The 19339-nt window shown below is 37.9% G+C and carries 23 protein-coding genes; 7 read left to right on the top strand and 16 right to left on the bottom strand.

Annotation, left to right across the window (positions count from 1 at the left end):
* The 4 genes from HQN83_RS07120 to HQN83_RS07105 form a co-directional block, all read right to left on the bottom strand.
* Positions 1-1227 carry a Glu/Leu/Phe/Val dehydrogenase dimerization domain-containing protein gene (locus tag HQN83_RS07120; RefSeq protein WP_173089658.1) on the bottom strand — a complete coding sequence of 409 codons (1227 nt, stop codon included), beginning with the start codon at positions 1225-1227 and terminating at the stop codon, positions 1-3.
* A 248-nt stretch (positions 1228-1475) separates the two neighbouring features.
* Positions 1476-1823: a 50S ribosomal protein L19 gene (rplS, locus tag HQN83_RS07115; protein ID WP_048908108.1), complete on the bottom strand. Its 348-nt coding sequence runs from the start codon at positions 1821-1823 to the stop codon at positions 1476-1478.
* A 202-nt stretch (positions 1824-2025) separates the two neighbouring features.
* Positions 2026-2319 carry a hypothetical protein gene (locus HQN83_RS07110; protein WP_173089657.1) on the bottom strand — a complete coding sequence of 98 codons (294 nt, stop codon included), beginning with the start codon at positions 2317-2319 and terminating at the stop codon, positions 2026-2028.
* On the bottom strand, positions 2319-2615 hold the full coding sequence (locus tag HQN83_RS07105) for a hypothetical protein (RefSeq protein ID WP_173089656.1): 297 nt from the start codon (positions 2613-2615) through the stop codon (positions 2319-2321). Before HQN83_RS07105 ends, HQN83_RS07110 begins: the two co-directional genes overlap by 1 nt.
* Positions 2616-2745: 130 nt before the next feature.
* Between HQN83_RS07105 and HQN83_RS07100 the strand changes: the two genes are divergently transcribed.
* On the top strand, positions 2746-3105 hold the full coding sequence (locus HQN83_RS07100) for a hypothetical protein (protein WP_173089655.1): 360 nt from the start codon (positions 2746-2748) through the stop codon (positions 3103-3105).
* On the opposite strand, the gene trmD is transcribed toward HQN83_RS07100, so the two are convergent.
* The 3 genes from trmD to HQN83_RS07085 form a co-directional block, all read right to left on the bottom strand.
* Complete coding sequence (gene trmD / locus HQN83_RS07095; protein ID WP_173089654.1) at positions 3102-3779, bottom strand: tRNA (guanosine(37)-N1)-methyltransferase TrmD; 678 nt, start codon at positions 3777-3779, stop codon at positions 3102-3104. The genes HQN83_RS07100 and trmD overlap by 4 nt on opposite strands.
* A 15-nt stretch (positions 3780-3794) precedes the next feature.
* Complete coding sequence (gene rimM / locus HQN83_RS07090; RefSeq protein WP_173089653.1) at positions 3795-4322, bottom strand: ribosome maturation factor RimM; 528 nt, start codon at positions 4320-4322, stop codon at positions 3795-3797.
* 242 nt (positions 4323-4564) lie between these two features.
* On the bottom strand, positions 4565-5134 hold the full coding sequence (locus tag HQN83_RS07085; protein ID WP_173089652.1) for a 30S ribosomal protein S16: 570 nt from the start codon (positions 5132-5134) through the stop codon (positions 4565-4567).
* A gap of 160 nt (positions 5135-5294) precedes the next feature.
* On the opposite strand from HQN83_RS07085, the gene HQN83_RS07080 reads away from it, so the two are divergent.
* Both HQN83_RS07080 and HQN83_RS07075 read left to right on the top strand, forming a co-directional pair.
* Positions 5295-5813, top strand: coding sequence for a 5' nucleotidase, NT5C type (locus tag HQN83_RS07080; protein ID WP_246254357.1), 519 nt, complete (start codon positions 5295-5297; stop codon positions 5811-5813).
* 44 nt (positions 5814-5857) lie between these two features.
* Positions 5858-6178, top strand: coding sequence for a YbjQ family protein (locus HQN83_RS07075; RefSeq protein ID WP_173089651.1), 321 nt, complete (start codon positions 5858-5860; stop codon positions 6176-6178).
* A 38-nt stretch (positions 6179-6216) separates the two neighbouring features.
* Here HQN83_RS07075 and pfkA read toward each other — a convergent pair whose 3' ends face one another.
* The 4 genes from pfkA to HQN83_RS07055 all read right to left on the bottom strand — a co-directional run bounded on the left by pfkA (position 6217) and on the right by HQN83_RS07055 (position 10520).
* Complete coding sequence (pfkA, locus tag HQN83_RS07070; RefSeq protein ID WP_173089650.1) at positions 6217-7200, bottom strand: 6-phosphofructokinase; 984 nt, start codon at positions 7198-7200, stop codon at positions 6217-6219.
* Positions 7193-8911, bottom strand: a complete 1719-nt coding sequence (locus tag HQN83_RS07065) for a protein-disulfide reductase DsbD family protein (protein ID WP_173089649.1) — start codon at positions 8909-8911, stop codon at positions 7193-7195. Before HQN83_RS07065 ends, pfkA begins: the two co-directional genes overlap by 8 nt.
* Before the next feature lie 362 nt (positions 8912-9273).
* Positions 9274-9723, bottom strand: a complete 450-nt coding sequence (locus HQN83_RS07060) for a protein-disulfide reductase DsbD N-terminal domain-containing protein (protein ID WP_173089648.1) — start codon at positions 9721-9723, stop codon at positions 9274-9276.
* A 23-nt stretch (positions 9724-9746) separates the two neighbouring features.
* Positions 9747-10520: a biotin--[acetyl-CoA-carboxylase] ligase gene (locus HQN83_RS07055; RefSeq protein ID WP_173089647.1), complete on the bottom strand. Its 774-nt coding sequence runs from the start codon at positions 10518-10520 to the stop codon at positions 9747-9749.
* Positions 10521-10561: 41 nt separating this feature from the next.
* Between HQN83_RS07055 and rsfS the strand changes: the two genes are divergently transcribed.
* The 4 genes from rsfS (at position 10562) to HQN83_RS07035 (ending at position 14910) form a co-directional block, all read left to right on the top strand.
* Positions 10562-10936: a ribosome silencing factor gene (gene rsfS / locus HQN83_RS07050; protein WP_173089646.1), complete on the top strand. Its 375-nt coding sequence runs from the start codon at positions 10562-10564 to the stop codon at positions 10934-10936.
* Positions 10937-10966: 30 nt separating this feature from the next.
* Positions 10967-13057: an ATP-dependent zinc metalloprotease FtsH gene (gene ftsH / locus HQN83_RS07045; RefSeq protein WP_173089645.1), complete on the top strand. Its 2091-nt coding sequence runs from the start codon at positions 10967-10969 to the stop codon at positions 13055-13057.
* 60 nt (positions 13058-13117) lie between these two features.
* Positions 13118-13762 carry a LutC/YkgG family protein gene (locus HQN83_RS07040; RefSeq protein WP_173089644.1) on the top strand — a complete coding sequence of 215 codons (645 nt, stop codon included), beginning with the start codon at positions 13118-13120 and terminating at the stop codon, positions 13760-13762.
* A gap of 65 nt (positions 13763-13827) precedes the next feature.
* On the top strand, positions 13828-14910 hold the full coding sequence (locus tag HQN83_RS07035) for a 3-oxoacyl-ACP synthase III family protein (protein ID WP_173089643.1): 1083 nt from the start codon (positions 13828-13830) through the stop codon (positions 14908-14910).
* Here the strand turns inward: HQN83_RS07035 and HQN83_RS07030 are convergent.
* The 5 genes from HQN83_RS07030 to HQN83_RS07010 all read right to left on the bottom strand — a co-directional run bounded on the left by HQN83_RS07030 (position 14907) and on the right by HQN83_RS07010 (position 19318).
* Complete coding sequence (locus tag HQN83_RS07030) at positions 14907-16373, bottom strand: tetratricopeptide repeat protein (protein ID WP_246254353.1); 1467 nt, start codon at positions 16371-16373, stop codon at positions 14907-14909. The two genes, HQN83_RS07035 and HQN83_RS07030, sit on opposite strands and share 4 nt — an antisense overlap.
* Positions 16374-16540: 167 nt before the next feature.
* Positions 16541-17284, bottom strand: a complete 744-nt coding sequence (locus HQN83_RS07025; protein WP_173089641.1) for a zinc ribbon domain-containing protein — start codon at positions 17282-17284, stop codon at positions 16541-16543.
* Positions 17284-18381 (bottom strand): Nif3-like dinuclear metal center hexameric protein, encoded by a 1098-nt coding sequence (locus tag HQN83_RS07020; protein ID WP_173089640.1) that lies wholly within the window; start codon positions 18379-18381, stop codon positions 17284-17286. Before HQN83_RS07020 ends, HQN83_RS07025 begins: the two co-directional genes overlap by 1 nt.
* A gap of 267 nt (positions 18382-18648) precedes the next feature.
* Complete coding sequence (locus HQN83_RS07015) at positions 18649-19008, bottom strand: TM2 domain-containing protein (RefSeq protein ID WP_173089639.1); 360 nt, start codon at positions 19006-19008, stop codon at positions 18649-18651.
* On the bottom strand, positions 19001-19318 hold the full coding sequence (locus tag HQN83_RS07010; protein WP_173089638.1) for a DUF2752 domain-containing protein: 318 nt from the start codon (positions 19316-19318) through the stop codon (positions 19001-19003). Before HQN83_RS07010 ends, HQN83_RS07015 begins: the two co-directional genes overlap by 8 nt.
* Positions 19319-19339 lie beyond the last annotated feature (21 nt).

The raw sequence follows: 19339 nt of genomic DNA, 5'->3' as shown, positions 1-19339 counted from the left end.
TTATACCAATTGTTTTAATGCAATCTCAAACGCTGTTTCAGACAAACCTGTACTAGCCGTAGATTGTCTGTAAATATCATTCATTGCTTTATATATTACATCAGATGCATCCGAAAAAATAGCATCATCACTCATCTCAACATTTCTTTGCATTAAATATGCAAATACCCTTGCCATACCGCAATTAGAAATAAAGTCAGGAATTACAGCAACGTGATTATCTGCATGCTCCATAATGCTACCAAAGAAAATCTCTTTGTCAGCAAAAGGAACATTCGCGCCACATGCAATAACCTCAAGTCCACCAATTATCAGCTGATCTACCTCCTCCTGCTGCACTAAACGAGAAGCAGCGGCAGGGACAAATATTTGAGCTCCGATACTCCAAATCTCCTTACTTGCCTCTTCAAAAGACATCATTGAAGGTGATACCAATGTATTTCCAACCCTGTTGTTAAACAAGTCTACAATTTCTTGTTTAGAAAAGCCATTCGTGTTTATCAATCCACCAACACGATCAATTATGCCGACAATTTTTACTCCGTTTTGGGCAAGATAATATCCTGCTGCTGCCGCAACATTCCCCCAGCCTTGGATAATTGCCTTTTTATCGGTTAAATCACCTCCCCATATCTTGTAAAAATGCTTAATTGATTCCGCTACCCCATAGCCAGTAATCATATCGGCCACCTTATACTTTCTTTTAATATCCGGAGTATAGTTCAAATCTTCAAGAACCTTTGAAACGCCATAGCGCAGTTGACCAATTTGGTGAATGCGCTCATTCTCCCTTGCCTGATAATGTCCATTAATCACCCCTTCTTGTGGATGCCATAGGCCATAATTTTCAGTTATAGGAATAACCTCATGAATTTCATCGATATTTAAGTCGCCTCCGGTACCGTAATAACTCTTTAGCAAAGGCATTACAGCCTTATACCATCGTTCCAAAACCTGTACTTTTCTGGGATCAGAAGGATCAAAATTAATTCCTGATTTGGCTCCGCCGATTGGGGGACCAGAAACAGTAAACTTCACCTCCATTGTCTTAGCCAAGGACTCAACTTCTCTTTTATCGAGACCTTTGCGCATTCGGGTTCCTCCACCCGCGGCACCGCCACGTAATGAATTAATGACTACCCAACCTTCAGCTTCAGACTCCTTATCCTTCCACTCAAAAACAATCTCAGGCCGTTTGTCCTCAAATTTTTTTAATAGTTCTTTCATCAATGTTTAGTTTATTTTCAAGATGAAACTGAGCAGATCATTACACTTTCAGATAGCACAATGACCCACCTAGTTAAATCTAAATAAGTTAGTTACACAAACTTATATAAAAGCAACTAAGCATTTACAATACATCATTAAAATAATGACAAACTAGAACTAATTAAAGCCAACAAGCGTGGTGCCGGTGCAAACAAAAAAACCTCCCCGATATAATCGGGAAGGTCATTATGCTTTTCCTAAAAGAATTAAACTCTTTTAGATTTGATACGAGCTGCTTTACCGGTTAATTCACGTAGATAGAATAATTTCGATCTGCGAACTTTACCGTGACTGTTAACCTCAACTTTAGCGATGTTTGGAGAATTTATCGGGAAGATACGTTCAACACCAACACCATTAGACATTTTACGAACGGTAAACGTTTCGTTAGCACCAACGCTATTACGTTGTAACACTACGCCTTGGTAAATTTGAATACGTTCTTTATTACCTTCGCGAATTTTATAGTGAACACTCACTGTATCTCCTGATTTGAATGCAGGAAACTCATTTTTTGCGATTACCTGCTCTTCAACAAATTTTACTAAATCCATGATTTTAAGCTATTAAGCCGATTTTTTGTTGTTTAAAATCGGACTGCAATATTAGGAATTTTATTTTAAAAATAAAAGCGATTTTTATTTTTTTCCACATTCTTTATAATTTCCACATTATCAAAAGCCAGTCTGCTCATTCTAACAATCAATTATTAAGCCAACAAAGCCCCTAGATTGGGCCTTAAAGCGCCCTATATAACTAAATGCTAACAGACTCAGCGTTATGATATTCAATTATCAAATTCCTTAAATCTTCACAATGAGTTTCCTGATTTGTCAATGCGCCCATCTCCATCTTAAACATAACCTCAAGTTTTCTCACCATTTCGTAAGGAATATCTGCCTTATCCGTCACTTTTAGCTTCCTGTAATTATGAAAAGTATTCGATGCAATTCCAAGCTCCCGCGGAATAATTCTTAATGCAGCCTTATAATCAGACAAGTTTAAAGCCCTTATAGCTGCGTCGATTTTATATTTCCTTTGATCTTTCATTAAATGATTTCCGAATTTATAAGCTCATCAAGCGTTTTCCCTTTTATAGTCTTATTCAACAAACCTCCCGGCTCAAGCTTAAACAACTGCTCAAACAGAACCACAATTTCATGAGGAATATCCTGAGAATCATTGTAAAGAATATTTCGATAATTATGCAGCGTATTAAGAGAAATCCCTATATACCTTGGAATCTTCCTTATTGCTTCGCGATGGTGATCAATCGAACGCTTTAGCAGGCACTCATTGATCTTGTACTTCCTGGGAGCACTATCACTGACCTTCAGTTTTTTCATACATAGTTAGTTTAATTTGGTTACACTTATTTTTTGTATTTTTATCAAAATAATGTGTCGCTATTCATAATTTTATAGCATAAATACACTAAATATTTTAAGTGATAGCCAAATTTATACGTAATTTTTTATGGCACTAAAGAGTATAGTCGACGAACTACTCAAAGAAGAAGGCAGATCAATGACTTGGCTTTCTGTAGAAATGGGGAAAACCTTTGATGGCCTGAAACTAAGTTTAACAAGAGGATCAATAAAATATAATGATATTATAGCGATGGCAAAAGTGCTTGAAGTACCTCCCGCTACCTTCTTTCAAACGGAAGTAACCCCATACAACAATAAGACAGCACAAAGCCTTGTGGGCGACCAAAAAGGAGAATACGCTGATCTAAAGAACAATTTAAAAAATTGTAAAGAGATGCTTACAACACTAAAAGATCAGATAAAAGATAAGGATAAGATTATTTCGCTTCTAAGCAAAGAAGACTAATCTTCAAGCAAATCAGGTCGACGTTGTTGTGTTCTGGCAAGTGCCTGGTCGTGACGCCATTCATTGATTTTGGCCTCATGTCCGCTTAGCAGAACATCCGGAACCTTGTGACCATTCCAATCAGCCGGGCGGGTATAAACTGGAGCATCCAATAACTCCCCCTGAAAGCTGTCAGACAATGCCGATGTTTCATCATTGAGAACCCCTGGAATAAGCCTTACAATCGCATCAACCAAAACGGCCGCAGGAAGCTCTCCACCGGACAAAACGTAATCCCCAATAGAAATCTCGCGCGTAACAAATAAATCCCGTATACGCTGGTCTATGCCTTTATAGTGACCACACAGAATCATTATATTGCCCATTCCGGATAACTCATTCGCTATCGTCTGGTTAAAGGTCACACCATCCGGACTCATAAAAATTACCTCATCGTAATCACGTTCCGCTTTTAACCCTTCAATGCACCTGGCAAAGGGCTCAATAGACATCACCATTCCGCTACCTCCACCGTAAGGATAATCATCTACACTTTTTTGCTTGTTTGTGGCATAATCCCTAAGGTTATGCACTACAATCTCAGCAATCCCCTTCTTCTGAGCGCGTTGTAAAATAGAATGGGCAAAAGGACTATCTAAAAGCCCAGGTAAAACGGTTATAATGTCGAAACGCATGATGCAAAGATAAAATTAAGCATTGATATATATGTCCAATAAGCCCTCAGGCAAATCAACAAGCATAGTACCTTCATCCTCATCAATCTCAACAATCATGTCATCATTTAAAGGAAACAGGATTTCTTTACTCTGATAAGATACTGTAGCAACAAATTGTTGAGGGTACTCATTTACTTCAATGATTTCACCAAGCTCACCATGTGTCTCATCAAAAACAACGAATCCTTTTAAATCATTATAATGAAAATCTTCATCAGAACGATCAGGCATCTTAGTTAAAGGCAGATAGATTTTCTTTCTTAAAAGAGGCTGGGCTTTATCAATATGATCGATGTCGTCAAAATAGAAATTACCTGTATTGTTAGTCTGAAGCTTATAAGTAGATACAAAGAAAGGCACCATCTTACCATTTATATCAGCAAAAACTACATCTAGATCTAGCAAGTCCGGCTCATCATACTCAAAAAACAACTGCACTTCACCCTTCAACCCTTTTGTTTTGGTGATGTATCCTATATAAAATGCTTCTTCTATTTTCATCGGTATTATTAATTTTAAAGAGAGAGTATTCTAATCATACTCCTCTTTATCCAGAATCTATTTTGCTCAACGTCATCCTGAATTTATTTCAGGCCCTCTCACTTGCCTAAAAACTGCTCAAGAGAGATCCTGAAATAAATTCAGGATGACGCTCGCTTTTACTTTCACAAAAGTCCAAATAAAAAAAATAGCGAAGAAATCATTTAAAAGATTCTTCGCTATTATTCAGAATAAGAAAAATACTATGCTTCTTCTTTGTTTTCTTCTGTACCTTCTGCAGCAGGAGCTTCTTCAGTTGCAGCTTCAGCTACTGGAGCCTCTTCAACAACTTCTTCTTCTACAACTTCTTCTACCGGTGCATTTTTAATTGCAAGGGCAGCAGCACGGTCAGCATTTTTCTTAGCTTCAGCAGCTAAAGCCGCTTTTCTAACTTCATCTTTCGATTTAGTTAAGCCATCTTTTTTACCTTCAATTCTACCGTCTTTAGCGCTTAACCACTCAGCAAATTTAACTTCTGCTTGTTCTGCTGTTAACGCACCTTTTTTAACACCACCTTCTAAGTGTTTTTTGTATAAAACACCTTTGTAAGAAAGGATAGCACGACAAGTATCCGTAGGCTCAGCACCTTTGTTTACCCAGTCTAAAGTTTTGTCAAAGTTAATCTCGATAGTAGCTGGATTGGTGTTTGGGTTGTATGAACCTAAACGCTCAATGAATTTACCATCTCTTGGTGAACGGGAATCCGCTACCACAACGTGGAAAAAAGGTTTACCTTTTTTACCGAATCTTTGCAATCTGATTTTAGTTGCCATTTCTCTTTAAGTTTATGTATTCAACATAGTTCCCGGAGCTTCATGCTTGCGGGGTTGCAAAAGTAAGTAAAATACTAATGATTAACAAGATGCAATAATTTTAAATTCATTTAACATAACTGTCTCCCCAATTAAAGATATTTGGAACAAACGACTTACAATGAGAATAGCCATAGACATGGACGAGGTTCTAGCCGATCCAATACACAAATTTATACACCTTTATAACCGCGACCACGGAATCCCACTTGATTTAGTTATCGAACCAGGAAATGAAATTTACCACCACATGCCCGAACACATCAACCACAAATGGTTCGATTACATAAATGAAAAAGGTTTTTTCAGAGACCTCCCATTAATAGAGGGCAGTGTAGAAGCCGTAAAGAAACTTCAAGAGCATCATGATGTTTACATTGTTTCTGCAGCAACAGAGTTTAGAAACTCTCTTGAAGACAAGCTTGACTGGCTTTCAGACCATTTTCCCTTTATTACCTGGAGGAATATCATGTTCTGCGGAGATAAAATTGTTGATGTAGATGTAATGATTGACGATAGAGCCAAAAACTTTATTGGCTTTAAAGGCCGAAAACTATTGTTCTCCTCTCCACACAATTTATTGCTAACAGACTATGAGCGTGTAGATACCTGGCAACAGGTGCTGGATAAATTATTGTAACAAATTAATAAAATCATCATCAAACCTAAAAAACCAATTAAAAGATGCTAATTACAACAACCAATTCAGTAGAAGGCAAAAAAGTAGTTAAATACATAGGCCTTGTAAGTGGCGAAACCATTATCGGTGCCAATATTTTTAAAGATCTATTTGCCGGAATACGAGACATCGTTGGAGGCAGATCAGGATCGTATGAACAAGTATTAAGAGAAGGCAAAAACACGGCAATCAATGAGATGCAGCAATATGCAGCCGCAATGGGCGCCAATGCAATTATTGGAGTAGATCTAGATTATGAAACAGTGGGTAGTGGGGGCAGCATGCTAATGGTAGCTGCAACAGGAACCGCAGTAATAATAGAATAATACAACAAAGGCCCTAAAAATTTAGGGCCTTTGTTGTATTATAATGATAATATCTCTACCAATTTTAACCAGGCAGGACTAATCTCTTTTGCATCAATATGCTTTATAGCATGATTAAATGGCGTAAAAACAATTTCCTTATTCTTTTGCCCAACCATTACGCCGGTCTGACCTGCTATAAGCCCCTCTACAGCAACCACACCTAAACGGCTAGCCAAAACCCTATCCATGCAACTTGGCTTACCACCACGCTGAATATGGCCTAATACAGAAACTCTGATATCATAAGCAGGGAATTTCTTTTTCAATGCCTCACCAACATTAAAACCACCACCAATCTCATCACCCTCAGCAACAATAATTATTTTCGAAGCTTTATCCTTACGACCGGTTTCAAGTCTGGTAATCAAACCATCAATACCCATATTTGCCTCAGGAATCATGATCGCCTCAGCGCCCACACCGATACCACTTCTTAAAGCAATAAGACCAGAATCACGACCCATAACTTCAACAATAAATAAACGGTCATGTGACTCTGCAGTATCTCTAATTTTATCTACAGCATTAATAACTGTATTAATTGCCGTATCATAACCAATTGTAAAATCAGTTCCTTCAAGATCATTGTCTATAGTTCCAGGCAAACCAATAACAGGGAAATCAAATTCGTGAGTAAACAAATCTGCTCCTGTAAAAGTACCATCACCACCAATAACAATTAATGCATCAATGTTATTTTTCTTTAATTGGTCGTAAGCCTGCTCTCTTCCTTCCTTGGTTCTGAATGAATCACTCCTTGCCGTCTTTAAAATAGTTCCGCCACGTTGAATGATATTTGCTACCGACTTACGGTCCATCTCAATAAAGTCGCCATTCACCAGTCCTTCGTAGCCTCTTAAAATACCAGTAACCTGCAAATCGTAGTAAACTGCTGCCCTTACTACTGCTCTTATTGCAGCGTTCATTCCGGGAGCATCGCCTCCAGATGTTAATACACCTATGTTTTTAATCTTATTCATTTGGTTTTTCAGCTTGTTTGAATTTATCTAAACCACTTTGTAAATATGCAGCATATTCTTTTGCATCAAAAATTGCTCCCTGTGGTTTAACTAGGGGATTTAAATCATGTCCCGCCAATACATAGAAAGGCTGAGAGTTAGATCCATATTTTGTAGCCTGGAAATCACCATTCCATTTACCCAGATCATCTGTAGTTGTTCTCAGAATCTCTGAATAGTGAATTTTTTCCTTAGGCATTTTAATTTTGCGTTCATCTACATAAAGCTGTATCAAAACGTATTCATTAATTATACGTCCAACCTCAGCATCTATCCAGATATTGTCTTCCATTTTACGGCAGTTAACACACGACCAGCCGGTAAAATCCAACATGATCGGTTTATTTACCTTTTTGGCATAAGCCAATCCTTCTTCCAGATCGAAAAATGGATTAAAACCAATTGGCTTTTTAAATACGTCATCGTATTTCACTTTAGAAGGAAACTCAGCATCTACTTTTGCATGGGATGCTCCATTGCCACTAAGAATAAAATCCTGAGTATTCATTGGAGGTGCCAAACCACTTAAAACACTTACCGGCGCACCCCATAAACCAGGCACCATATAAACGGCAAATGAAAATGAAAATATAGCAAGAAACAATCTTGGCACCGAAACGTATGGCAAATCACTGTCATGCGAAAACTTAAGCTTTCCTAATAAATAAAGACCCATTAAGAAGAAGATCACAATCCATAATACAAGGAACACCTCACGATCAAACCATTCCCAATGCCAAACTAAGTCGGCAGCAGAAAGAAACTTCAATGCTAAAGCAAGCTCTAGAAAACCAAGACAAACCTTTACACTATTTAACCAGCCACCTGATTTAGGCATGCTGCTTAAAAAGCCAGGGAATATTGCCGACAATGTAAATGGAAGTGCTAAAGCTAACGAAAAGCCAAACATCCCAACTGCCGGAGCAAGTAGCTCACCTTTTGAACTCGCATCAACAAGTAATGTTCCTATAATAGGCCCGGTACACGAGAATGAAACTAAAGCCAGAGAAGCAGCCATAAAAAAGATGCCCCCTAAACCCTTGCTGTTGTCAGCCTTATTATCAATTTTATTGACGAAAGAACTTGGCAATGTGATCTCAAACGCTCCAAAAAAGGAGATTGCAAAAACCACTAGTAATATAAAGAAGAAGAAGTTAAACAACCCGCTGCTACTTAACGCATTTAAACCAGCAGAGCCAAATATTACGGTAATTAGCAACCCAAAGGCTACATAAATAACAATGATTGAAAGCCCATAAATAAATGCCTGACCAATTCCTTTACTCTTACTGCCAGCTCTTTTAGTGAAATAACTAATAGTAAGCGGTACCATCGGGAATATACACGGCATTAAAAAGGCTAAAAAACCTCCAACAAGACCGGCAATAAAAGTTTGCCAAAGTGTTTTTTCATGATCAGCCGCATCAGATGAAGCTGTTGCAACAGGTTTACCCTGTGCTTTTTCTACTGTAGCGCTCTGCACTACTGTATCTTTTTTTAAAGTATCCTTTACAATGTTGTTTACTGCACTATCCTGCGCAGATCCAACTTCAGTAAACACCAGATCATCTGTCCCGGTTGAATCCTGACTCTGAGTAGCGGCAAATCCATGCCCCGCAAATGTTATAACAAAAAGAAAGAACAAGCTCAGTGTTAAAAGTATTTTTTTCATCCGCATTCCTATTTCCTGTTTTAAACACCACAAAAACATTCGTTTTCATGATGAGGGCGTGAAATTACTTATAATTTTTTATTTAAAGGTTGTGTTGTAGCCCCTAAGCATTAATTTTACCATGAGCTAATAATCTTTTAAAACGTCTTAAACAAAAAAAGCCTAATCAACTTAATTGATATAGGCTCTTTTTTTGCATATCGTCCTGAAATAAATTACGAATGATAGAGATCATTCCTCATGCTGAATTTATTTCAGCATCTCTCAAGAAAAAGAAAGCCTTGCTAGTGCGAGGTCCTGAAATAAATTCAGGATGACGACAAGATTAAATAACTGCGTCCCTTTCTCTTAACCATATCCGATTACTTTACCGGAATACTGAAACTTACTTCTTCAGGAGGTAAACATTGCTTATCGTTACAAACCATAAATTCCACTTTTCCCTTTACAGTAGTAGCTCCTGTATTCAATTTAATTTTTTGCTGAAAAGTTACTCCATTTCCGAAATAGCTAACGTTCATTTTAAAATTCTCATCGAAATAATTTATTGCTTTTGGCTCTGTAGTTTTTCCAACAAGCGTAAAATCCTTTGAAGGTGTAAAAGTAAATTCTGTTTTACTTGGTCCACCCGGTTTTACATGCTGCGAGTAAATGTGCCATCCATCTTCAATATTGGCTTTAATATAAAGAACCGCTTCTGTTTTGCTCAACTTCTTAGCGGCATATGCCCAGGTAACAGGTTTCTCAATTTGAGCAACTGCTCCTAAAACTGTAAATAAGACTAATGATAATACCAAACTTATTCTTTTCATCTGTAATTGTTTTTTATTTTTTTCTAATCCTTTAAAAATTCGACCTCTTTAAAGTTATATATTCTTTCCTTACCGGAGGTAAAAAGAATTAATTGCCCTGCCTCCGTAATTCCGGTTAATGTAGCTTCAAAAACCTCGCCATTCTGTCGGTACAAACCCAGTTCGTTAAATCTGTACAGGTTTTCAAGGTAATATTTCATCAGGCTATTGTAATTTCCTGTTTTCAATTTGAGATATTCACTTTCAATACGGCTACAAACTTCTGCTAATAGCTCAATTAAATTAACATCGTGCTGTAAAATTTCATATAACGAAGTTGCTACATTAGTCTTTTCAACATCAAATTTTTGCTGATTAACGTTCAATCCTATGCCAACAATGCTTGATTTAAATGCCGCTCCGGAGATGCTGTTTTCTATTAAAACACCCCCTATTTTACGGTCTTTATAGTAAACATCATTAGGCCACTTCACCTTCACTCCATCCGCCACAAAGTGCCCTAATGCCTTGTTAATCGCATTACTAACAGCAACATTTAGCATAAACTGCTTGTTTATAGGTAGGAATGAAGGCTTCAAAAATATACTGAAAGTAAGGTTTAGTCCCGGCTCACTATACCAGGTGTTTTCCTGCTGCCCTCTACCCGCAAATTGGTTATCTGCCATAATAACAGTTCCTTCGGGTAATGGCTCGGAATTTGACACCATCATCTTCAAAAAGTTATTAGTAGAATCAACCGCTGATAATCTGATAAGATTTTGACCAACAAATAATGTTGAAAAAGTGTTATTTTGCAAGTGTTGATTGTATATTTGTTTATCAAAATTAAAACATTTTAATGGTAAAAAAGAAAATTGTAAACCTTTCTACATACCTCTCAGAAATAGCCGTACATGGCATACAGGAAAAAAAAGGCAATGATATTGTCCGCCTGGACCTAAGAGATTTAAACAGTTCCGTTTCTGACTACTTTATCATCTGCAGTGCAACCTCAGCCACTCAGGTTAAGGCTATTGCCGACAGTGTAGAAGAAGAAATCTATAAAAACACCCAAACTAATCCGTGGCGCAAAGAGGGGCAAGAAGCCGCTGAATGGATAATCCTGGATTATTTTGATGTTGTAGTCCACATATTTAAAACTGAAAAGCGAGACTTTTATGGGATAGAAGACCTATGGGGCGATGCCCAGGCAACCTCCTATAAAAGCGCATAATCATTTACTTCCACATTTTTTGATATAACGATGAAAGAGAACCCGAATACAAAACCCAAATTAATAAAGAGAATTCCAAATATTCCGAAGAAGCCTCAAAAAGGTTCCAAATTCAATATTTTTTGGGTTTATGCAGCAATTATTTTAGGCCTGATATTACTACAGTTCCTATTTAGCACCGATAACAGCAAGAAAATTACCTATCCACAGTTCGAAAAAGAAATGTTGTTAACTGGTGATGTACAAAGACTGGTCGCCTACAAACACGAAGACCTTGTAAAGGTTGAGGTATTCATTAAAAAGGATAAAATAGATCAGCCTAAGTACAAAGAATACCAAAGCAAAAGCAATTTCGGCCCAAATAATGGTCCTTTGGCTTATTTTACTGCCGGATCAATGGATGCGCTTGATGCACAATTAAAAGATTCACAGAAAAACCTTCCTCCAGATCAGCAGATTTTAGCAGAAAAAGAAACCAGACAAAGTTCATTTAACTCATGGTTCTTCACTGTAATTATCCCTGTACTGTTATTCATAGGCTTCTGGATCTTCATTATGCGCCGTATGGGCGGTGGAGCTGGCGGTGGTGGTGGTCAGATTTTCAATATCGGAAAATCTAAAGCGACCCTTTTCGATAAAGAGAGCCAGGTAAATGTAACATTTAATGATGTTGCAGGCCTTGAAGAAGCAAAACAAGAGGTAATGGAAATTGTAGATTTCCTTAAAAACCCTAAAAAATACACCAACCTGGGCGGTAAAATACCTAAAGGAGCCCTATTAGTAGGCTCACCAGGTACCGGTAAAACATTATTAGCGAAAGCTGTTGCCGGCGAAGCACAAGTTCCATTCTTCTCACTTTCAGGTTCTGATTTCGTTGAAATGTTTGTGGGTGTTGGAGCATCACGTGTTCGTGATTTGTTTAAACAAGCTAAAGACAAAGCACCTTGTATCATCTTCATTGATGAGGTAGATGCTATCGGTCGTGCCCGTGGTAAAAACAGTATGATGGGTGGTAATGATGAGCGCGAAAATACCCTAAACCAACTATTGGTTGAAATGGATGGATTCGGTACCGATTCAGGTATCATCATCCTTGCAGCAACCAACAGACCGGATGTGTTAGACGCGGCATTGTTAAGACCAGGAAGGTTTGACAGACAAATCTCAATCGATAAACCAGATTTAGTAGGTCGTGAGCAGATTTTCAAAGTTCACCTTACCCCTATTAAAACATCTCAGGAAGTTGATGCAAAAAAACTTTCTGCTCAAACTCCGGGCTTTGCAGGAGCTGAAATTGCCAACGTTTGTAATGAGGCTGCGCTTATCGCTGCCCGTCGCAATAAAGAAAGCGTTGACATGCAAGACTTCCAGGATGCAATTGACCGGGTTATTGGTGGTTTAGAGAAGAAAAACAAAATCATCTCACCAGAAGAGAAAAGAATAGTTGCTTATCACGAAGCTGGTCACGCAATTGCAGGTTGGTACCTGGAACATGCAGATCCACTAGTAAAAGTATCTATTGTCCCTCGTGGTGTTGCCGCTTTAGGATACGCACAATACCTACCTAAAGAGCAGTTCTTATATACTACTGAGCAATTAACTGACGGTATGTGTATGACAATGGGTGGTAGAGTAGCTGAAGACATTGTATTCGGTAAAATCTCTACAGGAGCCCAAAATGACCTTGAGAGAATTACCAAGCTATCTTATGCAATGGTAACTATCTACGGTATGAACAGCACCATTGGTAACGTTTCATTCCACGACCCTCAAAATGAGTACAACTTCAATAAACCATACTCAGAGAAAACATCTGAAATGATTGATAATGAAGTTCGTATACTAATTTCAGAGGTTTACGAAAGAACAAAACAATTGCTTATAGACAAAAGAGATGGCTTAGAAAAGCTTGCTCAGAAACTAATAGAAAAAGAGATTCTTTTCCAGGCAGATTTAGAAGAAATCTTAGGAAAACGTCCTTTTGACAACCGCACTACTTACGATGAGTTTGTAAACGGTACAGGCGATCAAAAGCCTGCTGCAGAAGGCCTTTTACATGAAGGTGTTGGTGAAACAACTGATCCATCAGCTTCTATCACGCCAACTAATACAGAGTCTTAATTACAATATTTATGGGGCAGCCATTTCGCAATAACGAAATGGCTGCAAATCCCCTTTTTTATGCAAGAAAATATTTCCTCCAAAGAGTTAATGCTGAAAAAGATAAGGAAGGCGCTTCTTGAAAAAAGAGACAACCCTTATCCAAACCTAGAAGATACCCCACTATACACTGAAAATACAGAGTACCCCGAGGTATTATTTGCAGAACAACTTACTGCCGTTTCAGGAAACTTCATTTACTGTGAAAACGGAATAGAGTTTATTGAAAACATCCTTCAGCTTGCAGACCGTTTTAACTGGCGTAAAATTTACTGCTGGGAGCCCGAATTGCAAGAACTATTATCAGAATACGAATTCCCCTTTTATAAAACAGACAAAGATTTTGACCTTGCAGAGGTCGGAATTACACTTTGCGAAGCACTAATAGCGCGCAATGGATCAGTTATGGTTTCCAACCAAAATGCAGCCGGCCGCAGGTTAAGTATCTTCCCTCATCACCACATTGTTATTGCCAGAACCGGACAACTTGTAATGGATCTTAAAGACGCATTTAAGCTTATAAAAGATAAATATGGCAATCAAATCCCATCAATGATCAGCACCATTACAGGCCCAAGCAGAACGGCAGATATTGAAAAAACTTTGGTTCTCGGAGCTCATGGACCAAAAGAATTATTTGTATTTTTAATTGAAGATTTCGCTTAAAATTTTTATTTCTAATATAATAGTTCTATTTTTATACTGTATACCAAAACAGTCTGCGGTTCATAATGAGCAATAAAACAAACTTACACTCGGTTATTACAGGTACAGGTAGCTATATTCCCGAAAACGTCATTACTGGCGCCTCTTTTTTAAACTCTACATTTTACGATAATGGGGTGGCTTTAGAAAAAGACATCAACGAAGTAATTAACAAATTTGCAGAGATCACAGAGATCCTGGAAAGACGTTATGTAGATGAAGATATTGTAAATAGCGACATTGCTGCAATAGCCGCTCAACGCGCAATTGATGATGCCGGAATCGACAAAGAATCACTAGACCATATCATCTTCTGTCATAATTTCGGAGACGTAAGAAGCGGTAGCAACAGAATGGATATCCTCCCTTCTTTGGCTGCCAAAGTAAAGCAAACCCTTCACATCAAAAACCCTGATTGCGTTGCATACGACATCATTTTTGGTTGCCCTGGTTGGGTACAAGGGGCAATACAGGCCAATTACCTAATTCAAAGTGGTGATGCTAAAAGAGTAATGGTTATTGGAGCAGAAACGCTATCCAGAATAACCGACCCTCACGATCGTGACAGCATGATATTTTCTGACGGTGCTGCAGCCGTTATTTTTGAAGCCCAGGATTCAGAAAATCCTTTAGGAATCATTGCCCATAAAACACAAACCTTTGCTGTTGATTATGCTTCATTGCTAGTAATGGGCAAAAGCAATAATCCTAATGAATCTAATGGCAATACGTACCTTAAAATGAACGGACGCAAGCTTTATGAGTTTGCTGTTATAAACGTTCCTCAAGTGGTAAAAAAGGCTATAGACAAAGCAGGAATAGACATTAGCGACATCAAGACAGTTTTCATACATCAGGCAAACGGGAAAATGGATACTGCCATCATGAAGCGTTTATTTAAGCTTTACGATTTGGATACCGTACCCGAAAACCTTGTTCCTATGACCATTTCCTGGTTAGGTAATAGCTCAGTGGCTACCATACCTACCCTTTTGGATCTTGTTCTTAAGGGAAAAGTGGAAGGCTATAAAGTAAAGAAAGGTGAATATGCAGTATTTGCATCAGTGGGCGCCGGAATGCACATCAACGCGTTTGTATATCGTTTTTAGTCTGCGCTTTTATCTATTCTTTTAATGCCGGCTTTTGCTTGGGTTTCAATGCTGCTTTCATAATCATGGTTTTTCATCTGAATAGCAATATTGAAAAAGGCTTTAGCTTTTGGGAAGTTCCCTTTCTTTTCATAGATCTTCCCAATCTGTAATGCAGAATTTGCAGCAAAATAATACTTTAGGTTTTTGCCCGTATTAATTGCATTTTGATAGTTTGTAAGCGCTATATCGTCCTTTCCCAGCTCATCATTTAAGCGCCCTAAACGATAATAGTATTCAGTTCTGTCTCTACCTGGAGCAAAGTCCTCTCCTTTGCTATCTTTTAGCTCTTCCAGGGCTTTAATATAATAGCCTCCATCAAATAGTAGCCTAGCCTTTAACAGGTCTTTATTTGCCACAGATTCTCCCGCCTCATTAAGCGCTTGTTTGTCTTTTTCCTGATAAGTATATCCTACTGACTTAACTTTGTTCATAAACGCAGAATAAGCGCCTGTATCGCCTTTTAACAAAGAAACCCATCCAATACGCAGGTTCGCATCCTTAATGTAATTAACGCCTTTATTTTGCTGTAAAAATCGATTAAAGTTCTGTACAGATGAATAATCTAATTTATTGAGCTTTGCAGATCCCAGTAAAAATTCGAGATAAGGAAAAGACTGGTACTCCGCTCCCGCTGGCCTATTGTTTAAAATACTGATGGCCTCATCATTGTGCCCATTCCTCGAACAAACCAATGCCTGCAAATATGTTTTTAATAGACTGCTATCTGCAATTCTGGAAGTATATTTCATTGTTTTAGGGTATGCCGACGGGCTATGCGCAATGTCGTTTAGCACAAACACGTAATAAAACACTACTTCTTCATAAAACGGTTCAAATTTAGATTGAGGTAAGCTTTCCGACAGCTTATCTAGCATAGCAATCCCACTTTGTAGATTTCCTTTTATGCCAAATGTAGAGAGTGTGCTCTTCAAAATCCCATCAGGCAAATTGCCCAAAAAAGCATTGATCAACCCCAGGCCTTTCACATTTAAGGCAAATGCCGGAAACTTCTTGTTATTATCTTGTAGCAAACCATTGGCCTTTTTAATTTCTCTGGCGGCAGTAAAATATTCACCATAACGGCCTCTAATCAAGGCCCACTGTAAGTTTATCTCTGCCTGAGCGTACAAATAATATGGAGATGATTCATCGCCGTCGGCAATTAGATCCAACCGCTTAGATTTATTCTCCTTTAGCCTGTCAAATTCATCTTTGCTCTCGGTAGTAAGCAAATAAAAATAGTCAACGTAGTTTTCCAATAAAGGAACAATTCCATTATCAGGATGAAGCTTTTTTTCTGCAGCAATTAGCTGTCTGGCAGCATTTAGCTTAAGTTCAAATATGTTCTGATAAGCCTTTTGACAGTTTGCGTTAAAGTCAAAATTTGCATAAATAGCTGTTGGTGATAGCAGCAACAGCATAATCAGAACACATTTACATACAGAACCGGAAATCATATTCATAATAGAGGCAAAAATTAACTAAATCAGTTGCAGCTTTCTTTAAGCAAAAATTCTTCCATAAAAAAGGCCAGAACATAATTCTGGCCTTTTAATAAATTCTTTTACTCGATATCCTATTTGCTCGCTTAAGCTGGCAATTCTTCGTGAGTAAGTGCTTCATCAACTAAGATTCTTCCGCAATGCTCGCAAACTATGATTTTCTTGCGTTGACGGATATCCAATTGACGTTGAGGTGGAATCTGGTTGAAACAACCTGAACATGAATCACGATCAATGGTAACAACAGCAAGACCGTTATTAGCATTACCTCTTAATCTCTTATAAGCTGTTAAAAGTCTCTCCTCGATTTGAGTTTCAGCCTTTTCAGCTTTTTTATTCAATGACTGCTCTTCTTTTTCAGTTTCAGCGGTAATTGTTTGTAATTCCCCTCTTTTTATCTCAAGATCTTTTTTTCTTGACTCTAAATCAGCAAGTGCTTTTTCATAAACATCAGTTTTTGAAGTAATGTCAAAACCAAACTCTCTGATTTTTTTCTCGCAAACCTGAATTTCAAGAGTCTGAATCTCAACCTCTTTAGTTAAAGCGTCGTACTCACGATTGTTTTTAACATCTTTTAACTGGGTCTCGTATTTTTTGATCAGGCCTTGAGCTTCCTTGATCATATTTTTACGCGTTACAATGGCATCTTCGGTATCATCCAATTCACTTTTGAATTTTTGTATACGTGTTTCCAGTCCTTCAACCTCATCTTCAAGGTCAGCTACTTCCATTGGTAATTCACCACGTATCTGACGTATTTTATCGATCTTAGTATGTAAGGTTTGTAATTCGTATAAAGCTTTTAGCTTTTGCTCTACAGTTTGTTCCATTAAATGAAATAATTTATGGGGTTTGTGTTATGCTCCGTTAAACGGATTGCAAAGTTAGGAAATTTTTCTTGAATAATATCTATCAACAAATTAGATGTAAATTGTTCACTCTCAAAGTGTCCGATATCAGCGATAACCAATTTTTCATCAGCATCAAAAAACTCATGGTATTTAAAATCTGCGGTTACAAAAGCATCGGCTCCGGCAGCAATGGCGTCCTTAAGCAGAAAACTGCCTGATCCACCACAAACCGCAACCTTTCTAATCCGCTTAGGTAGCAATTTAGTGTGTCTAATTACTACTGCGTCCATTCTGTCCTTAACCAAATTTAGGAAATCCTTTCCGTCCATTTCTTCTTCAAGCCAACCAATCATCCCTGCTCCAACCGTTTCTAAACGGTTTTCCAGGGCGTAAATATCATAAGCAACTTCTTCGTAAGGATGATTTTCGAACAAGGCTAAAAGCACTTTTCTCTCATCTTGAGCTAAAAATACCGTTTCAATTCTTATTTCAGGTTCATGATGCTGAACGCCTTTTTCGCCTACAAAAGCATTGGTATCCTCGCCACCTTTAAATGTTCCGGTGCCTTCGGTATTAAAACTACACTCGCTGTAGTCACTAATCTGACCCGCTCCTGCCTCAAATAATGCAGATCTCAGGACAGAAGCCTGAGCAGTCGGACAAAATGTCACTAGTTTTTTCAAAAGAGATCCCTTAGGGGTCAATATCTTTATGTTTTTTAGTCCAAGGCGCTGACTGATTACTCCATTAACGCCATATTTCACATGATCAAGATTAGTATGAATAGCATACAACGCAATATTATGCCTAATTGCCTTCAATACAACCCGCTCCACATAGTTTTTACCGGTAAGCTTTTTAAGCCCTTTAAAAACTATTGGATGATGCGTTATGATTAAATTACAATTCTGAGCAATTGCTTCATCTACAATGGCCTCTGTGCAATCAAGCGCAACCAGGGCCCCATGTATATCCTGATCAGGATGCCCAATCAGTAACCCCGAATTATCGTAATCTTCCTGATAATTTAATGGAGCAAACGCTTCCAGATGCTTTATTAAAATCGCTAATCTCATAAAATGTAAATTTACAATATGAAGAACAAATTTTCACTTTAAAATAAAAATGGTTTAAAATAAAAAAGAGGCTGTACAAAAGCACAATCCTCTTTATTTATGTCTATTTATGGCTTACGGCCCAGCGCACTCATTCTCTCTCGATCGTCCTGAATTTATTTCAGCATCTCGCACTAGCAAAGCTTTCTTCCTCTTGAGAGATGCTGAAATAAATTCAGCACAACGATGTAAGCGATCAAACATGGCGGTATAGGCGCTATAACTAACCTACTGAATATTTCCCATTTTAACCATTTGCAAACTTTCAAATACCATGCGCTGATTGTACTCAAAAGCAAGGTTTTTATGGTTTACTAAGTCAATTATAGTTCCTATAAAGCACAATCCGATTGTAAAGAAATACAAAACCCCCATACCAATCTGATTCACTAAAAACCTTGGCAATCCCGGAACAAAGAACCCTAAAATGCAATAAAGCACCATATCATCCGGATTTCTTCTTTTGCTTCCGTAAATCATTAAAAACCCTCTCAACTGTTGTTCACTAAATCCAGTAGTTGCAGTCTGCAAGTACGAATATTCCTGAGGCGTGATACCCGGTAACGTCATAAATGGTGAATCAAACATATCCTTCCTCCTTATATTTTAAAAACTTAATACTTAATTTTATGAGTATAACAATCCTGTATATAATAATCAGCAGGGCAGGTATTCCAAACCAATGGAGCTTAATGCTCTCTGCAATATTACCATGAAACAACTGCGTTAGCGCTCTTCCAATTCCACATCCCGGACACCAATCTATCCCCATGTTTGCTAGCGGACAAAGGGTAAAATGATGTTCATGTCCATGCAATTCTGGTTTTGCTAAAGCTAGCAACACTAAAGCCGATATCCAAAAAATGAGTTCTAATGGTATGCGGCTCAGCATTTTCATGTTATCCTCTTTTTACTTTAG

This window comes from Pedobacter foliorum (genome assembly GCF_013266735.1).
GTDB classification, from domain to species: domain Bacteria; phylum Bacteroidota; class Bacteroidia; order Sphingobacteriales; family Sphingobacteriaceae; genus Pedobacter; species Pedobacter foliorum.
This window is presented reverse-complemented; position numbering and strand designations above follow the sequence as displayed.

What these genes read in the sequence shown, in the direction of transcription:
- HQN83_RS07120 (WP_173089658.1), bottom strand. Translation starts at nt 1,227, where the DNA reads ATGAAAGAACTATTAAAAAAATTTGAGGACAAACGGCCTGAGATTGTT.
- rplS (WP_048908108.1), bottom strand. Translation starts at nt 1,823, where the DNA reads ATGGATTTAGTAAAATTTGTTGAAGAGCAGGTAATCGCAAAAAATGAG.
- HQN83_RS07110 (WP_173089657.1), bottom strand. Translation starts at nt 2,319, where the DNA reads ATGAAAGATCAAAGGAAATATAAAATCGACGCAGCTATAAGGGCTTTA.
- HQN83_RS07105 (WP_173089656.1), bottom strand. Translation starts at nt 2,615, where the DNA reads ATGAAAAAACTGAAGGTCAGTGATAGTGCTCCCAGGAAGTACAAGATC.
- HQN83_RS07100 (WP_173089655.1), top strand. Translation starts at nt 2,746, where the DNA reads ATGGCACTAAAGAGTATAGTCGACGAACTACTCAAAGAAGAAGGCAGA.
- trmD (WP_173089654.1), bottom strand. Translation starts at nt 3,779, where the DNA reads ATGCGTTTCGACATTATAACCGTTTTACCTGGGCTTTTAGATAGTCCT.
- rimM (WP_173089653.1), bottom strand. Translation starts at nt 4,322, where the DNA reads ATGAAAATAGAAGAAGCATTTTATATAGGATACATCACCAAAACAAAA.
- HQN83_RS07085 (WP_173089652.1), bottom strand. Translation starts at nt 5,134, where the DNA reads ATGGCAACTAAAATCAGATTGCAAAGATTCGGTAAAAAAGGTAAACCT.
- HQN83_RS07080 (WP_246254357.1), top strand. Translation starts at nt 5,295, where the DNA reads ATGAGAATAGCCATAGACATGGACGAGGTTCTAGCCGATCCAATACAC.
- HQN83_RS07075 (WP_173089651.1), top strand. Translation starts at nt 5,858, where the DNA reads ATGCTAATTACAACAACCAATTCAGTAGAAGGCAAAAAAGTAGTTAAA.
- pfkA (WP_173089650.1), bottom strand. Translation starts at nt 7,200, where the DNA reads ATGAATAAGATTAAAAACATAGGTGTATTAACATCTGGAGGCGATGCT.
- HQN83_RS07065 (WP_173089649.1), bottom strand. Translation starts at nt 8,911, where the DNA reads ATGAAAAAAATACTTTTAACACTGAGCTTGTTCTTTCTTTTTGTTATA.
- HQN83_RS07060 (WP_173089648.1), bottom strand. Translation starts at nt 9,723, where the DNA reads ATGAAAAGAATAAGTTTGGTATTATCATTAGTCTTATTTACAGTTTTA.
- rsfS (WP_173089646.1), top strand. Translation starts at nt 10,562, where the DNA reads ATGGTAAAAAAGAAAATTGTAAACCTTTCTACATACCTCTCAGAAATA.
- ftsH (WP_173089645.1), top strand. Translation starts at nt 10,967, where the DNA reads ATGAAAGAGAACCCGAATACAAAACCCAAATTAATAAAGAGAATTCCA.
- HQN83_RS07040 (WP_173089644.1), top strand. Translation starts at nt 13,118, where the DNA reads ATGCAAGAAAATATTTCCTCCAAAGAGTTAATGCTGAAAAAGATAAGG.
- HQN83_RS07035 (WP_173089643.1), top strand. Translation starts at nt 13,828, where the DNA reads ATGAGCAATAAAACAAACTTACACTCGGTTATTACAGGTACAGGTAGC.
- HQN83_RS07030 (WP_246254353.1), bottom strand. Translation starts at nt 16,373, where the DNA reads ATGCTGTTGCTGCTATCACCAACAGCTATTTATGCAAATTTTGACTTT.
- HQN83_RS07025 (WP_173089641.1), bottom strand. Translation starts at nt 17,284, where the DNA reads ATGGAACAAACTGTAGAGCAAAAGCTAAAAGCTTTATACGAATTACAA.
- HQN83_RS07020 (WP_173089640.1), bottom strand. Translation starts at nt 18,381, where the DNA reads ATGAGATTAGCGATTTTAATAAAGCATCTGGAAGCGTTTGCTCCATTA.
- HQN83_RS07015 (WP_173089639.1), bottom strand. Translation starts at nt 19,008, where the DNA reads ATGTTTGATTCACCATTTATGACGTTACCGGGTATCACGCCTCAGGAA.
- HQN83_RS07010 (WP_173089638.1), bottom strand. Translation starts at nt 19,318, where the DNA reads ATGAAAATGCTGAGCCGCATACCATTAGAACTCATTTTTTGGATATCG.